Here is a 14,101-nt window from a genome sequence, read left to right as displayed (position 1 = left end):
TTACTCCTTGGCTGGCACTAATAGGCCGAATGTTCGTTGGCTTTGATCTGTGCGACGGTGACCTTGCCCCGCATAACGCGATACGCCCACGAGGTGTAAATCACGATAAGTGGCATGAAGATCAACGTGGCCCAGAACATGATGGCTAGGCTTAAATGACTGGAGACGCTGTCCCACACGGTAAGGCTTGCCGCAGGCACTGTTGATGACGGCATGATGAATGGAAACATCGACACACCCACCGTGCTGATGACTGCGATCACCGCAAGCGATGAGGCAACAAACGCCGAAAGTGTGCGACGCATCATCAGCAACATGGCGGCACCTGCTGCGCCAATTAATCCCAGCACGGGCAACAGCCACAACAACGGATAATCACCATAGTTGGCCATCCAGCCGCCCGCTTCGCGTACCACGGACTTGTTAAGAATATCGGGCAGTCCGGCGGTATCAACCAACGATGTAATGCGATAACCGTCGATCCATTGCAGCCAGATGCCGGCCGCTATAAACGAGCACGCCAATACGATTGCCGCCCCCACCGCACCTTTGATTGCCCTGGCCTGGATAACACCTTCAGTACGATGTGCCAGATAGGCGCCGCCCTGCAAGGTGATCATTGCACTACTCACAACGCCGGTCAGAAGCGCAAAGGGATTGAGCAGTTGCCAGAAACTTCCGGTATAAGTCGACACCAGAAGATCGTTGAAGTGGAACGGTACACCTTGCAACAGGTTGCCGAACGCGATCCCGAACACCAGGGGCGGCACGGCCCCACCCACAAAAAGCCCCCAATCCCAAGTGCTGCGCCAAGTGGAGTTGTGAATCTTGCTGCGATAGTCAAAACCTACCGGGCGGAAGAACAGCGCCCATAGGACCAGAATCATCGCCCAATAGAATCCGCTGAATGCGGTGGCATATACCACAGGCCACGCCGCGAACAATGCGCCACCCGCAGTGATGAACCAAACCTGATTCCCATCCCAGTGCGGACCAACAGTGTTGATAACAACGCGTCGCTCCAGGTCATTGCGGCCAACAAAGGGCAGCAGCGTGCCAACCCCCATATCGTGACCGTCCATGATGGCGAAGCCGATCAGCAGCAGGCCGACCAGCGCCCACCAGATAATTTTCAGGGTGAAGTAATCAAGCATGGTGGAGTTCCTTCAAATGGGCGTCGTGAACATAACGGCCTGTACCGAGGCTGCCAGGACCTTGACGGGCAAACTTGACCATCAGGAACATTTCAACCACCAGCAGCACGGTGTAGAAAACGATGAATCCCGCCAGCGAGCCATAGAGGTTGTTGACGCTGAGGGTGGAAACACTCATGTGGGTCGGCAGGACGCCGTAGATGGTCCATGGCTGACGGCCGTATTCAGCGACAAACCAGCCCAGTTCGCAGGCAATCCATGGCGCAGGCAACATGCAAAGTGCCCAGCGCAGTAACCAGCGGCTTCGCGTGCAGGTCGACTTCAAGGTGCTCCAGAAGGCTAGCCCGAAGAGCATAAGCATGGCAAAGCCAAGGCCTACCATGATCCGGAACGCCCAGAACATCGGTGTCACGCGCGGTACAGTATCGTTTACGGCCTTTTCAATAATGGCCGGCGTAGCCTGGTTAACGTCTTCGACATACTTTTTAAGCAGCAGGCCAAAGCCCAGGTCCGCCTTGTATTCTTCGAATGTCTGGAAAGCCGCCGAATCGCTGCGATTGGCCCTTAGGGCCTCAAGCGCATTGACGGCGGTAACACCGCGGAGAATTCGAGCGCGGTTTTTTTCTTTGATGTCATGTATGCCTGGAATTTGCTTGCTGACTGAGCGGGTGCCAATCAAGCCCATCACCCAGGGCACTTCAACTTCCCAGTTATTTTTGGACTCGGCTTCGTTGATGCTGGCCACCAATGTCAGGCCCGCTGGTGCAGGTTTTGTTTCCCACATCGCCTCCATGGCTGCCAGCTTGGTTTGCTGTGCTTCACCCACTGTGTAACCCGACTCGTCACCCAGCACAATCACGCTCAGCACTGATGCCAGGCCGAAGGCCGCCGCCACCCGGAAGCTGCGTTTGGCGAACTCGACATCACGATTCTTGAGCAAGTACCAACTGGAAATCGACAGCACAAACATCGAGCCGGTGACGTAACCTGCGGAGACGGTGTGCACAAACTTGGCCTGTGCAACCGGGTTGAAAACCACCGCCCAAAAATCAACCATCTCCATGCGCATGGTGATGTAACTGAACTCTGAACCCACCGGATTCTGCATCCAGCCATTGGCGATCAGAATCCACAACGCTGAAAGGTTTGTACCAATCGCCATCAGCAGCGTGACCAGCAAGTGGTGCTCTTTCTTCAGGCGATCCCAACCAAAAAAAAAACAAGCCGATCATGGTCGATTCGAGGAAGAACGCCATCAAGCCTTCAATGGCCAGTGGGGCACCGAAGATGTCGCCGACGTAGTGCGAGTAATACGCCCAGTTGGTACCGAACTGAAATTCCAGGGTGATACCCGTGGTCACCCCGAGGGCGAAGTTGATGCCGAACAGCTTGCCCCAGAAGCGCGTCATGTCTTTCCAGATGACATTACCGGTCATCACATAGACGCTTTCCATGATGACCAGCAGCCACACCATGCCAACCGTGAGCGGTACAAAAAGAAAGTGGTAAAGCGCAGTGGCTGCAAACTGCAGCCGAGACAGATCCACCAGTTGTTCTGAAATCACTTGCTTGCCCCTTGAGTCGAGGTGGGTACACCGAACCTGTCGCCGATGGTGTTCGAGTCGACGCTGACGTGCGAATCCCGGATGAACAGCCACCACAGCACTGTCAGCACCAGTAGCTTGATCAGTACTGCTGTGAGCAGATGGCGTCGCAGTCGTTTGTCGGAAATGGTCATGACGATGCAGTTAGCACGCGGCATGCCAAGGGAGGCTTGTTTATTTTATCGTTTAATAACAGTGACTTAATAATGGAACTGCCACGGAAGGGGATGCCATGGCAGGTTAATGCGCTGCCAATCTGCCAGAGTGGCAGTCATTGGCAGTCGTGTGGCGTGAGCGCTAGCGACTAGGCCAAACCTTGTTCTTTCAGTCGTCTGTACAACGTACGCTCGCTAATCCCCATGTGCTTGGCCAGCTCACTGCGGGTACCTTTAAAAGTAGCGAGTGTTTGTACCAGCGTGCTGCCGTCGAAAGGGGGGGAAGTCGAGGACTGAGCAGGCATCACGACGCTGGGCTGGGGTAAATGTATGGAGCGGATCACTCCATCGTCGGCGAACAGACTGGCTCTTTCTAGAACATTGCGTAACTCACGGATATTGCCGGGCCAGGAAAGCCGTTGCAATTGTGCCAGGGCATCCGCATCTATCGTCAGCCGGCGCTTGCCTGTACCGGCACGTTGTAGAAATGAATTCACCAGCAACCCAATGTCTTCGACTCGGTTGCGCAAGGGGGGTAACTGAATGGGAAAGGCGCTAATGCGGTAGTACAGGTCCTGCCTGAACTCCCCTTTCTCCATCATTTTTTCCAGTGGTTTGTGGGTCGCCGCAATTAACCTGAAGTTGGCGTGAAGGGTCTCGACACTGCCGACACGACGATAGGTGCCCGATTCGATCAGGCGCAACAGTTTCACCTGCATTGCCAGCGGAACATCGCCAATCTCATCAAGGAACAACGTGCCGCCCTGGGCCGTTTCGACCAAGCCAGGCTTGCGCGTGGTGGCACCGGTGAATGCTCCTTTTTCATGGCCGAACAGCTCGCTCTCAAACAACGTTTCGGTCAATCCTGAGCAATCTACGACTACAAAGGGTCCAGTGGCCCGCTCGCTGGTTTCATGTACCGCGCGAGCGAACAACTCTTTGCCCGTACCGGACTCGCCTAATAGCAGTACCGGCAGCATTGATGGTGCGACCCGCTGCAGCTCAGACAGGGCGAGGTTAAAGGCGGGTGAACAGCCTACCAACCCTTCGTTGCTGGGTCGCGCTGAGGCGCTGCGGACCAGTGTGAGACGCTCCACATAGGCAGTAACAACGCCGTGCTCATCTAAAATCGGACGCAATTCGACGTCGACATGCTCGGGACCGCGAGGCGTATGGTGAATGTGCAAAACACGATCCGGCCCGCGCATTTCCTGCGCCTTTTTCATCGGACAATTCTCACCCGCCTGATCACATGGGACATCGTAATGGTGTGAGACTTGATAACACTTATGACCGATAAAGGGTTTGTCAGCACTGCCAAACTGTCGCTGATAGGCAGTGTTGGCCGCCAGGATGTTGTACTCCGGATCGAGCACGATCATCGGCTGTGATTCGTGCTCAAGAAACGAAACAAGTGACTGCACTTGATCCGGGTGTGGGAGTGAGTTGTCTGAGTTGAGCAGGATGGTCTTCATGGTGGCTCCTGAGAATCCATCCATCCTGTTGTGGCACTGCCACCTCTGTCAATAGGTACTGCCAATGGCAGTGGATTTGGGTGGGCGTAGAAAAAATCCAACCCTAAGCAGAAAGTTAAACCTAATAAAATCAAATGGATAAGATTAAATTCCTGTACGACTTTAGCCTGGCAGACTTATTGCTATGTCAGTCCTTAGTGTGAGCGGCTCGGTAAAAGCCCCCTAAGGAGACAGGTTATGAGCGTAAAACTTCACGTCGAAGGATTCTTCGACTCTGCTACCAATACCGTCAGCTACCTTGTGCTGGACGAAGCGACCAAGCACTGCGCCTTAGTGGACAGCGTACTTGACTACGACCCTAAATCCGGCCACACCGCCACAACGGCTGCCGACAAATTGATTGCGAGGGTGAACGAACTCAATGCGAGGGTCGACTGGATTCTTGAGACCCACGTCCACGCAGACCACCTGACGGCCGCGCCTTACTTGAAGGAAAAACTCGGTGGAAAAATAGGGATCGGCAGTCAGATTTCGACGGTGCAAGAGGTGTTCGGCACTCTGTTCAATACAGGTGGCGATATGGCGCGCGACGGAAGTCAGTTCGATCACCTGTTCGTTCATGACGAGCCCTTTACCATTGGCACGCTGCAATGCCACGCGCTCCATACACCGGGCCACACACCAGCCTGTATGACTTATGTGATCAGCGATGGGACCGAAACGGCTGCATTCGTCGGCGATACCTTGTTTATGCCTGACTACGGTACTGCACGTTGTGACTTTCCCGGTGGCGATGCGCGTACGTTGTTCCAGTCAATCAACAAGGTGCTGAGTCTGCCGGCCAATACCTTGCTGTACATGTGCCATGACTACCAGCCTGGTGGCCGCGAGGTGCAGTTCGTCAGTACTGTTGCAGACCAACGCGCGCACAACGTTCATGTGCGTAACGGGATTAGTGAGGAGGAGTTTGTGGCGATGCGCACAAAGCGTGATGCATCGATGGACATGCCGACGCTGATCCTGCCATCCGTTCAGGTCAACATGCGGGCCGGGCATTTGCCTGAGCCTGAAGCGAACGGGACGCGCTACCTGAAAATCCCACTCAACGTCGCCTGACGTTGCCTCCCCAAACAACCTATAAGAAAAATACCCATAACGGAGACCCTTATGGACATTCGCTGCCTTGCGCCTGGACTGTCGGTATCAGAACAGATTTTTCCCAACCAATTGGCTGAACTAAAAGAAGCCGGTTTTCGCGCCATTGTGTGTAACCGTCCCGATGGCGAAGGCAGCGATCAACCCTTGTTTGCCGAAATCAAACGAGCCGCCGGAGCGCTCGGCATCGATGCGCACTACCTTCCCGCTGAATCAGGCAAAGTGACCGATGAGCAAGGTATTGCCTTCGGCAGGATCCTTGAAACGCTTCCCAAACCGGTGTTGGCCTATTGCCGTTCCGGCATGCGCTCGACAACGATGTGGGCGCTGTCACAAGCGGGCCAACAACCCCTGCCATACATCGTCGAGACCGCCAAAAAAGCCGGGTTCGATATGAAAGGCGTCATTCGCCGGATTGCGAATCAGGGGCGCACGCCGGTCGAAGTTGCGGAGGCGCAGCATGCCGTGGTCATCATCGGGGGCGGTACGGCAGGTATCGCGACTGCATCCAGTTTACTGGCGCGAGATCCTGGACTCGACGTTGCCATAATCGACCCGGCAGATGTGCACTACTACCAGCCAGGCTGGACACTTGTCGGCTGTGGTGTCTTCGATGCGCCCCGAACTGCCCACACGATGGGCACGACCATCCCCCGAGGCGTGCACTGGATCAAGTCGGCGGTCGCCGCTTTCGAACCCGAGAGAAATGCCGTCATCCTTGATGGATGCAGAGTTGTCAAATACGAGCAACTGATCGTGTGCCCTGGGCTGAAGCTCAATTGGCATGCAATCGAGGGTTTGTCGGACACCCTAGGTCGCAACGGCGTGACTTCAAACTACCTGTATCACCTTGCCCCCTATACGTGGGAACTGGTGCAGCAACTGCGTGGTGGGCGAGCCATTTTCACGCAACCACCCATGCCGATCAAATGTGCCGGGGCGCCGCAAAAAGCAATGTACCTGTCGGCTGATCATTGGAAACGTACCGGTGTATTGGACAACGTCGAGATCGAGTTTTGCAGCGCCGGCGCGGTGCTGTTCGGCGTTCCCGACTATGTGCCCGCACTGATGGAATACATCAAGGACTACGGTGTCGACCTGAGTTTCGGCAACACACTCACCAGCGTGAATGGACCCGCACGGACTGCAACGTTCAACTGCGTTGATCCGGATGGTAGCTCCCATCTTGTAAAGCGCGAGTTTGATCTGCTTCATGTGGTGCCACCGCAGATTGCGCCGGATTTTGTTCGGGTCAGCCCTCTCGCTGATGCGGCCGGCTGGATCGATGTCGACCCTGCCACTCTGCGTCATAAAACCTGGGTCAATATTCACGCGCTGGGAGACGCTGCCAACTCCAGCAACGCCAAAACCGCGGCGGCTGCACGCAAGCAGGCTCCCGTTGTTGCCCACAATGTGTTGGCTGCAATGGGTAAAGCAAAAGGCAGTGCTCGCTACGACGGTTACGGCTCCTGCCCGCTGACGGTAGAACGCGGCAAGATCGTACTGGCGGAGTTCACCTATGGCGGCAAGGTCGCCCCCAGCTTCCCGTCCTGGCTGATTGACGGTACCCGGCCATCGAGGCTGGCATGGCTGCTCAAGGAGCGGATTCTTCCACCGCTGTACTGGAAGGGAATGCTCAAGGGCCATGAGTGGATGGCGAAACCTGAGCTGGCCGACCTATGAAACCAGACCTGAAAGCAAGGAGACTGAGATGACCGTCATCTTACTGCTCGGGCTTACTGTTGGGGTCATTCTCGCGCTGACCGGCGCCGGCGGAGGAATACTGGCTGTTCCCTTGTTGGTGTTTGGAGTGGGCTTGAGCATGGCTGAAGCAGGACCAATTGGCTTACTGGCTGTCGGTTTAGCCGCGAGCCTTGGTGCCGTAATGGGACTTAAAAACGGCACTGTCCGCTACAAAGCGGCGCTTTTGATCGCAGGAGCAGGGATCATCTGTTCTCCGCTTGGCCTTTGGTTGGCGCAGCGCATACCTAACCGTCCGCTGACGATCATCTTTGCCGTTGTCTTGATGTACGTAGCGTTCCGGGTGTTTCAACGCTCATTGCCTTCTTCCGCGCAAGCAAAGACACCGGTTATGAACAAATCACCACCTTGTTTGTTGGACGCAAATCGCGGAAAGCTGAACTGGACTGCACCCTGTGCATGGGCGCTTACCGTTTCGGGCATTGTCGCGGGAGGACTTTCTGGTTTGCTCGGCGTGGGCGGTGGCTTTGTGATGGTGCCGGCGCTACAGCGATACACCAATCTGACAGCGCAGTCAGTGCTTGCAACGTCTCTGGCCGTCATTGCTCTTATTTCAATTTCAGGCGTTGCTGCAAGTTCGGCAGCTGGGCACTTACAGTGGGCGGTTGCCATTCCGTTTTCCATTGGAGCATTGGTTGGAATGGTGTGCGGGCGCCTGATCGCGGCCCGGCTAGCGGGCCCACAGCTGCAAAGAGGCTTCGCCGCTGTTTCTATGGTGGTTGCGGTGGCCTTGATGGTGAAAGCTGTTTAGCCATGTACATGAGACGCCGTGACGGAAAGCAGGTGCTCTATCGCGTCAGCAGTCCCGCGGCATTGGCAGTCATCCAAACCTTGAATCAACAATTTTTCTCCGGAGAAGCCTCATGAATGTCGACTGGCTCAACTTCACTCCCTGGTCATCCCTTGCAGGTGGCGCATTGATTGGCCTGGCGGCCAGTCTATTCGTCGTCGCCAATGGGCGTATCGCGGGCATCAGTGGTCTGATCGGCAGTCTTTTGCAGCGTGGAAGCGAGGGGGTGAGTGAGAAAGCGCTGTTTCTCCTGGGCCTGCTCATCGCGCCGCTGCTATGGGGCTTGTTCGCCACGCTGCCGCAGATTGAGTTCCAAAGTGGCTGGTTCGGATTGATCGTCGCCGGTGTATTGGTGGGCATCGGCACACGATACGGTTCAGGTTGCACCAGTGGCCATGGGGTGTGCGGTATATCGCGCCTTTCGCCGCGATCGATGGTCGCCACTGTGTGCTTCATGTTCAGTGGTTTCGCCACCGTGTTTGTCTTGCGTCATCTTCTGGGGGGGTGGACATGATCAAACTGAGTGCATTCATTGCTGGTCTGCTATTCGGCTTAGGTCTGCTTCTGGCAGGCATGGCCAACCCGAGCAAAGTACTCGCTTTCCTGGATTTCACTGGTGCTTGGGACCCTTCCTTGGCGTTGGTCATGGTCGGGGCAATTGGCATAGCCGTTGGCCCGCTAACCTGGGCGCGACAACACTCCAGTTCGTTGCTGGGAAGGCCAATGCAACTACCGATCAAACGTGAGCTGGACCCGCGCTTGATTGGCGGGAGCCTGTTGTTTGGCATCGGCTGGGGAATAGCGGGCATCTGTCCTGGCCCCGCCGTGGCAATTCTGGCGACAGGACGCTGGCAAGTGATCGTATTCATGTTGGCCATGCTGGCCGGCATGTTGTTGTTTACTGCGCTGGAGACTCGGCGCAGCCATTGATCGGGAGATCGCCATGAAAGCGAACATTGGAACCATCGACCGTAGCCTGCGCATTGTCGCCGGTCTGCTTCTCATTGGCCTCAGTCTATCCGGTGTGATCGGCATGTGGGGTTGGATAGGTTTAGTGCCGCTGGTCACTGGCATTTTCCGTTTCTGCCCTGTCTATACGGTGCTAGGCATCAAAACCTGTAACCGTTGCTGAGCGACAAACGTTGCACACTTACGGGTGCCTGAAGGTGCCCGTGGTGGTTTAGGTACGCAGCGCAGATCATGACTCTTTACCAAGGCCGTTGTAGATCAGCACTCCGGTTCATATATCGAAGAGAGAATTCCATCACGAAACCACCTGTTGAAGTTTTTTTGACTCCGCCACGTACACCTACAGCTCTGTTGTCAGTGACTCACTTAAACCTAGGCATGCATCAATGGCATCGCCACCTGACAAGTGCAGTTGCACGTTTTAGATCGTGGTTCAATACCCCGCCAAGGCCATGTTTGTTAACCCCAACAGTTCGATCGATGAAAGTATAAGGAGATTGAAATGAGGATAGTAACGATTTTTCTGGGCGGAGCATTGAGTGTTGCAGCCTATGCTGACGACCTCGAAAAGATGACGGCTGAAGGAGCAAGTTTTATTCCCCCCTTCCAGCAGCATCTTATGGAAACCGTGAAATCAGCTATGCAAACAGGTGGATCAGTTAACGCCGTTGAGGCTTGCCAGTTGCTCGCACCGCAAATTGCTAATCAGCACAGTCAAACACCGTGGGTTGTGGGGCGGACAGCATTAAAGGTTCGAAATCCCGATAACGTACCAGACGCTTGGGAAAAGCAGATACTTGAGCAATTTGTTAAGCGCGCTGCGGCAGGTGAAGCATTATCTGGTTTAGCGTATTCCGAAATCGTAAAGGGTGAGTTCCGAATGATGAAGGCTATCTCCACAGGTGAAGCGTGTTTAGGATGCCATGGTAAGGAGATAAAAGCGGAACTGACTGCGGTAATAGATCAACGCTATCCGCAGGATAAAGCCCGAGGCTTTGCTCTAGGAGAGTTGCGCGGTGCATTTACTCTACGCCGAATCATAGAGACAGCAAATGATTAACTCAGGCATGCAAAACAACGAGAATATATCGATTCTTTGTGAGCGGAATTTCTGTTAAACCTACAACGTTCGATTCTTGAGCCGGGTACTAGAGCGGTTCAATTTTTATTAGACCACTGCATCTGACAACTAAGTAAGAAAAATGGGTAATTGCACTGACTTGACCAGTTGTTTGCATAGGACTTGACCAGATTTAGCCTCTATCTGATTGCGCCTTTCCAGAGTGCCTGTGCCATCGCCGTTGCCTCGCGCTGTGATGTTCAGGTACCCGCGTGGGGTGGCGAAAGTTTCCGGTGGGGGCCAGGTGGAGCCCGGTGGCAGGCAGCCCTGCAAGATCTTTTCTGGGAGTATTTCCTTCACAGCAGCGAACCCTGGGCGTAGCGTGGTATCGAAGACCTTATCGGCATGACAGTGGAGGACCTCCATCATGAGCAGGTACGTGTTGGCTGTAGCGCTGCTGGCGTCGACCTTGCTGGGGACGATGGCGCAGGCGCAGGACGATCCCGACCGGATTGCCGCGCTCGCCGCGCCTGGCCTTGTGGTTGCGCAGAATCTACCGGGCGCCAGCAACAACAACCCCTACAACAACCCGATTCGCCGGGCCAACCCCAACAGCATGCAGGGCACCCGACCGGCAGCGCCGGTGATTCGCGCGCCCAACACCGTGCCGGTGCCGCGCCCGCCGACCCTGGACAACGGCGGCATTGGCAACGGTTACCCGCGCCCCAACGCGACCCCTGGTACGGTGAGGCCCTATGTCTCACCCGCACCCCCTCCCAGAGACCCGGGCAGCAGCAATCGCTGATGGGCCCGTGGCAACGATCAGTCATAAAGGATGTGTGAATGTCAGGAAAAACTCTTTTGGCGACCCTGTTGGGCAGCGCCCTGATGATCGCGCTGCCGGTGTCGGCGGCGTCCAGTCAACAACTGCCGAGCGAGCTGGGCAGCCTGTCGGTGACCCAGCTCAGCCAAGGCCTGGAACACCCCTGGGCCCTGGCGTTTCTCCCCGACCAGCAAGGCATCCTGGTAACCGAACGGTCAGGCAACCTGCGGATCGTCGACGCCGGCGGCAAGCCCTCGGCGCCATTGAGCGGGGTGCCCAGTGTCTGGGCCAAGGGCCAGGGCGGCTTGCTTGACGTGGCGCTGTCGCCGCAGTTCAAGAGTGACCGCCTGGTGTACCTGTCCTATGCCGAGGGCGGTGGTGCCGGGGGCAAGGCCGGCACGGCCGTCGGTCGTGGCCGCTTGTCCACGGACCTCAAGGCACTGGAGGATTTCCAGGTGATCTTCCGCCAGGAGCCCAAGCTCTCCACCAGCAACCATTTCGGCTCACGCCTGGTGTTTGATCACGACGGCTATCTATTCATCACCCTGGGCGAGAACAACGTGCGCGAGACCGCGCAGGACCTCGACAAGCTGCAAGGCAAGGTGGTACGGATCTACCCGGACGGCCAGGTGCCCAAGGACAATCCGTTTGTCGGCCAGGCCGGGGTACGCCCGTCAATCTGGTCCTACGGCCAGCGCAACCCGCAAGGCGTGGCCCTGAACCCCTGGAGCGGCGAGCTCTGGGAAAACGAGCACGGGCCCAAGGGCGGCGATGAGATCAACATCATCGCGCGGGGTAAAAACTACGGTTGGCCCTATGCGACCCACGGCATCAACTACTCCGGGCTGCCAATCCCCGAAGCCCGCGGCCAGGCCGTCGAAGGGACCGTTGGCCCCCATCACGTCTGGCTACAATCGCCGGGTGTCAGTGGCATGGCGTTCTACGACAGCGACCGGTTCAAGGCCTGGCAGCACAGTGTGTTCATCGGCGCGCTGGCGACCCAGGAACTGATTCGTCTGCAACTTGCGGGCGACAAGGTGGTGCATGAGGAGCGTCTGCTGGGTGAACTGAAGGCGCGGATCCGCGATGTGCGCCAGGGGCCGGACGGCTACCTCTATGTACTGACCGACGAACAGAACGGTGCGCTCTACAAGATCGGCCTGCAAACCGGGGATTGACTTGCCGACGCCCCGACGCTAATTTCCGGGCATGACTTTCACCGTATCGCGCCGCCAGCCAAGCATTATTATTACCGCCATTCCGGATTTGGCGGGCTAGCTGACGGCTGCACCCAACCCGCCCTTGAGGCGGGTTTTGTTTTTCTGTCTCCAGGGCCTGCACACTCAGGAGACATCAATGGACACTCCCACCGCCGGGCAACCGCTGCTGGCGCACTACGTGAAAATGATCCTCGCCGCGCCGGTCTATCAACTGGCGGTGCGCACTCCCTTGCAGGCCGCGCCGGCGTTGTCCGAGCGCCTGGGCAACCAGGTCCTGCTCAAGCGCGAAGACCTGCAACCGACCTTCTCCTTCAAGATTCGCGGCGCCTACAACAAGCTGGCCCACCTGAGTGAGGCACACAAAGCCCACGGCGTGATCACCGCCTCGGCCGGTAATCATGCCCAAGGGGTGGCGCTGGCCGCGCGGGAGCTGGGGATCGACGCCTGTATCGTCATGCCCGAGTCGACGCCTGAGTTGAAGGTGCTCGGCGTGCGCAGCCGTGGCGCCCAGGCGCTGTTGCACGGCGCCAGTTTCCCGTTTGCCCTGGAGCATGCCCTGACGCTGGCGCGCGATAGCGGTCGCACTTTCGTCTCGCCGTTCGACGACCCGCAGGTGATAGCCGGGCAGGGCACCGTGGCCATGGAGATCCTGCGCCAGCATCCGGGGCGGCTGGATGCGATCTTTGTTCCGGTCGGTGGGGGCGGGTTGATTGCGGGCATCGCCGCGTACGTCAAGTACCTGCGGCCGGCTATCCGCATCATCGGCGTCGAATCCGAGCATTCGGCCTGTCTGCAGGCAGCCATGGCGGCCGGGGAGCCGGTGACGCTAGCGAGTGTCGGGAGTTTCGCCGATGGCGTTGCCGTGGCACAGATCGGCGCCCACGGTTTTGCCATCTGCCGCGACTACGTGGATCAGGTGCTGACCGTCAGCAACGATGAGTTATGCGCCGCCATCAAGGATATCTACGACGATAGCCGCTCGATCACCGAACCTTCCGGGGCGTTGGCCGTCGCGGGGATCAAGCAGTATGTACAACGCAACGCCATCGAGGGGCAGACGCTGGTCGCCATCGACTCCGGTGCCAACATCAACTTCGACAGCCTGCGCCATGTTGCCGAGCGCGCCGCCGTGTGGGGCGCGTCGGCGTGAGGCGTGGGCCTGCAGGGTTATTCCTGGACGGCTTTCTCGACCTTGTCGGAAGCCGACCAGATGCGGTAGCGCACTTCGATGTCCTTGGGCACGTAGAGCACGATCGGCAACTTGCTGTTGTAGCGCAGCATGAAGCCATCTCCGACCACGGGCACGAAGGCTTCCGTGCGCTTGCCATCCGGGCAAGCCATCAGGGTGCTCATCGGGCCGATGACCTTGTCCATCCGGTAGAACGGATAACCCCAGCCTTCCAGGTTCTTTTCTTCGAGCATGCCGCCCAGGCGTTGGCGATTGCAATCCACGGTCAGGGTCTTGCCGGCGAGGATCTCGACCTGGAAGTTGTCTTCAGCGGTTTGCGGGGCGAGGTGAATGACCTGCCGGGTAAAACCCTTGTCCGCCTTGGGGAAGGGCGCGACGTCTTCGAGTTTTGTGGCCAGGGCCTGGGTCGACAGACCGGCCAGCAGCACAGTCATGACGCTTAGATGAGAAGAGCGCATGATGCCTCCTTGCGTAGGGTGGATTCAGTAAGCGCGAGCATTCTTACCGCGGCGCTCGGCTAATGCAAACCGCAATGGCTTGGCGGGCAAATTGCAGGATGCTTTATCACGATTCTTGCGTTTTGCATGAGTCCATTCGTCGATGCCTGACCTAAGCTGCTGATTAGTCGACGAACTGCCGCGCGAGGTTTAGGGCATGTTTTATGCTCATGTAATAAGGCGCATCATGTAAAAAAACATCGGGATTGCGTCATGGCACAACCTGAGAACACCGCCAAGGAAAGAACC

Annotated in this window: 13 protein-coding genes and 3 pseudogenes; 11 read left to right on the top strand and 5 right to left on the bottom strand. The window is 57.0% G+C overall.

Translation table 11 applies throughout. The features are described from left to right. Nucleotides 1-17 precede the first annotated feature (17 nt). From cydB to AACY45_RS22490, 4 genes and pseudogenes are all read right to left on the bottom strand, one after another. Nucleotides 18-1,154 carry a cytochrome d ubiquinol oxidase subunit II gene (gene cydB, locus AACY45_RS22505; protein ID WP_339547450.1) on the bottom strand — a complete coding sequence of 379 codons (1,137 nt, stop codon included), beginning with the start codon at nucleotides 1,152-1,154 and terminating at the stop codon, nucleotides 18-20. After that, a pseudogene (locus AACY45_RS22500) lies at nucleotides 1,147-2,719 on the bottom strand (cytochrome ubiquinol oxidase subunit I). The gene cydB and the pseudogene AACY45_RS22500 overlap by 8 nt, the downstream one beginning before the upstream one ends. Further along, nucleotides 2,716-2,916 (bottom strand): cytochrome oxidase putative small subunit CydP, encoded by a 201-nt coding sequence (gene cydP / locus AACY45_RS22495; RefSeq protein ID WP_339547449.1) that lies wholly within the window; start codon nucleotides 2,914-2,916, stop codon nucleotides 2,716-2,718. The pseudogene AACY45_RS22500 and the gene cydP overlap by 4 nt, the downstream one beginning before the upstream one ends. A gap of 146 nt (nucleotides 2,917-3,062) precedes the next feature. After that, nucleotides 3,063-4,388: a sigma-54 interaction domain-containing protein gene (locus tag AACY45_RS22490; RefSeq protein WP_339547448.1), complete on the bottom strand. Its 1,326-nt coding sequence runs from the start codon at nucleotides 4,386-4,388 to the stop codon at nucleotides 3,063-3,065. Between the two features lie 237 nt (nucleotides 4,389-4,625). Between AACY45_RS22490 and AACY45_RS22485 the strand changes: the two genes are divergently transcribed. The 11 genes and pseudogenes from AACY45_RS22485 to ilvA all read left to right on the top strand — a co-directional run. After that, nucleotides 4,626-5,504, top strand: a complete 879-nt coding sequence (locus tag AACY45_RS22485; protein WP_339547447.1) for an MBL fold metallo-hydrolase — start codon at nucleotides 4,626-4,628, stop codon at nucleotides 5,502-5,504. A 51-nt stretch (nucleotides 5,505-5,555) separates the two neighbouring features. Next, complete coding sequence (locus AACY45_RS22480) at nucleotides 5,556-7,226, top strand: TIGR01244 family sulfur transferase (RefSeq protein WP_339547446.1); 1,671 nt, start codon at nucleotides 5,556-5,558, stop codon at nucleotides 7,224-7,226. A 28-nt stretch (nucleotides 7,227-7,254) separates the two neighbouring features. Further along, entirely contained in the window at nucleotides 7,255-8,055 is an 801-nt protein-coding gene (locus tag AACY45_RS22475) for a sulfite exporter TauE/SafE family protein (protein WP_339547445.1), read from the top strand. Between the two features lie 14 nt (nucleotides 8,056-8,069). Further along, nucleotides 8,070-8,171 (top strand): annotated as a pseudogene (locus AACY45_RS22470) (transcriptional regulator); the annotation flags it as partial. Continuing rightward, a complete protein-coding gene (locus tag AACY45_RS22465; RefSeq protein ID WP_339547444.1) occupies nucleotides 8,168-8,608 on the top strand; it encodes a YeeE/YedE family protein in 441 nt (146 codons plus the stop codon). The pseudogene AACY45_RS22470 and the gene AACY45_RS22465, both read left to right, overlap by 4 nt. Beyond that, the gene (locus AACY45_RS22460; protein ID WP_339547443.1) at nucleotides 8,605-9,024 is read left to right on the top strand and encodes a DUF6691 family protein; all 420 of its coding nucleotides are present in this window, start codon (nucleotides 8,605-8,607) and stop codon (nucleotides 9,022-9,024) included. The genes AACY45_RS22465 and AACY45_RS22460 overlap by 4 nt, the downstream gene beginning before the upstream one ends. 13 nt (nucleotides 9,025-9,037) lie before the next feature. Beyond that, nucleotides 9,038-9,226: a YgaP family membrane protein gene (locus tag AACY45_RS22455; protein ID WP_339547442.1), complete on the top strand. Its 189-nt coding sequence runs from the start codon at nucleotides 9,038-9,040 to the stop codon at nucleotides 9,224-9,226. Between the two features lie 339 nt (nucleotides 9,227-9,565). After that, entirely contained in the window at nucleotides 9,566-10,123 is a 558-nt protein-coding gene (locus AACY45_RS22450) for a Tll0287-like domain-containing protein (protein WP_339547441.1), read from the top strand. A gap of 427 nt (nucleotides 10,124-10,550) precedes the next feature. Next, nucleotides 10,551-10,928 carry a hypothetical protein gene (locus AACY45_RS22445; RefSeq protein ID WP_339547440.1) on the top strand — a complete coding sequence of 126 codons (378 nt, stop codon included), beginning with the start codon at nucleotides 10,551-10,553 and terminating at the stop codon, nucleotides 10,926-10,928. Nucleotides 10,929-10,966: 38 nt separating this feature from the next. Then, entirely contained in the window at nucleotides 10,967-12,124 is a 1,158-nt protein-coding gene (locus AACY45_RS22440; protein WP_339547439.1) for a PQQ-dependent sugar dehydrogenase, read from the top strand. 178 nt (nucleotides 12,125-12,302) lie between these two features. Further along, a pseudogene (ilvA, locus tag AACY45_RS22435) lies at nucleotides 12,303-13,292 on the top strand (threonine ammonia-lyase, biosynthetic); the annotation flags it as partial. A gap of 41 nt (nucleotides 13,293-13,333) precedes the next feature. Here ilvA and eco read toward each other — a convergent pair. Beyond that, the gene (gene eco / locus AACY45_RS22430) at nucleotides 13,334-13,813 is read right to left on the bottom strand and encodes a serine protease inhibitor ecotin (RefSeq protein ID WP_339547437.1); all 480 of its coding nucleotides are present in this window, start codon (nucleotides 13,811-13,813) and stop codon (nucleotides 13,334-13,336) included. Nucleotides 13,814-14,101 lie beyond the last annotated feature (288 nt).

The organism is Pseudomonas sp. RA_35y_Pfl2_P32, assembly GCF_963970735.1.
Classification (GTDB): Bacteria; Pseudomonadota; Gammaproteobacteria; order Pseudomonadales; family Pseudomonadaceae; genus Aquipseudomonas.
This window is presented reverse-complemented; position numbering and strand designations above follow the sequence as displayed.

Bases quoted from the DNA above. Each gene is read 5' to 3' on its own strand.
- AACY45_RS22490 (WP_339547448.1), bottom strand. From the start codon at position 4,388: ATGAAGACCATCCTGCTCAACTCAGACAACTCACTCCCACACCCGGAT.
- AACY45_RS22475 (WP_339547445.1), top strand. From the start codon at position 7,255: ATGACCGTCATCTTACTGCTCGGGCTTACTGTTGGGGTCATTCTCGCG.
- eco (WP_339547437.1), bottom strand. From the start codon at position 13,813: ATGCGCTCTTCTCATCTAAGCGTCATGACTGTGCTGCTGGCCGGTCTG.
- AACY45_RS22460 (WP_339547443.1), top strand. From the start codon at position 8,605: ATGATCAAACTGAGTGCATTCATTGCTGGTCTGCTATTCGGCTTAGGT.
- AACY45_RS22465 (WP_339547444.1), top strand. From the start codon at position 8,168: ATGAATGTCGACTGGCTCAACTTCACTCCCTGGTCATCCCTTGCAGGT.
- AACY45_RS22445 (WP_339547440.1), top strand. From the start codon at position 10,551: ATGAGCAGGTACGTGTTGGCTGTAGCGCTGCTGGCGTCGACCTTGCTG.
- AACY45_RS22455 (WP_339547442.1), top strand. From the start codon at position 9,038: ATGAAAGCGAACATTGGAACCATCGACCGTAGCCTGCGCATTGTCGCC.
- cydP (WP_339547449.1), bottom strand. From the start codon at position 2,916: ATGCCGCGTGCTAACTGCATCGTCATGACCATTTCCGACAAACGACTG.
- AACY45_RS22450 (WP_339547441.1), top strand. From the start codon at position 9,566: ATGAGGATAGTAACGATTTTTCTGGGCGGAGCATTGAGTGTTGCAGCC.
- AACY45_RS22485 (WP_339547447.1), top strand. From the start codon at position 4,626: ATGAGCGTAAAACTTCACGTCGAAGGATTCTTCGACTCTGCTACCAAT.
- AACY45_RS22480 (WP_339547446.1), top strand. From the start codon at position 5,556: ATGGACATTCGCTGCCTTGCGCCTGGACTGTCGGTATCAGAACAGATT.
- AACY45_RS22440 (WP_339547439.1), top strand. From the start codon at position 10,967: ATGTCAGGAAAAACTCTTTTGGCGACCCTGTTGGGCAGCGCCCTGATG.
- cydB (WP_339547450.1), bottom strand. From the start codon at position 1,154: ATGCTTGATTACTTCACCCTGAAAATTATCTGGTGGGCGCTGGTCGGC.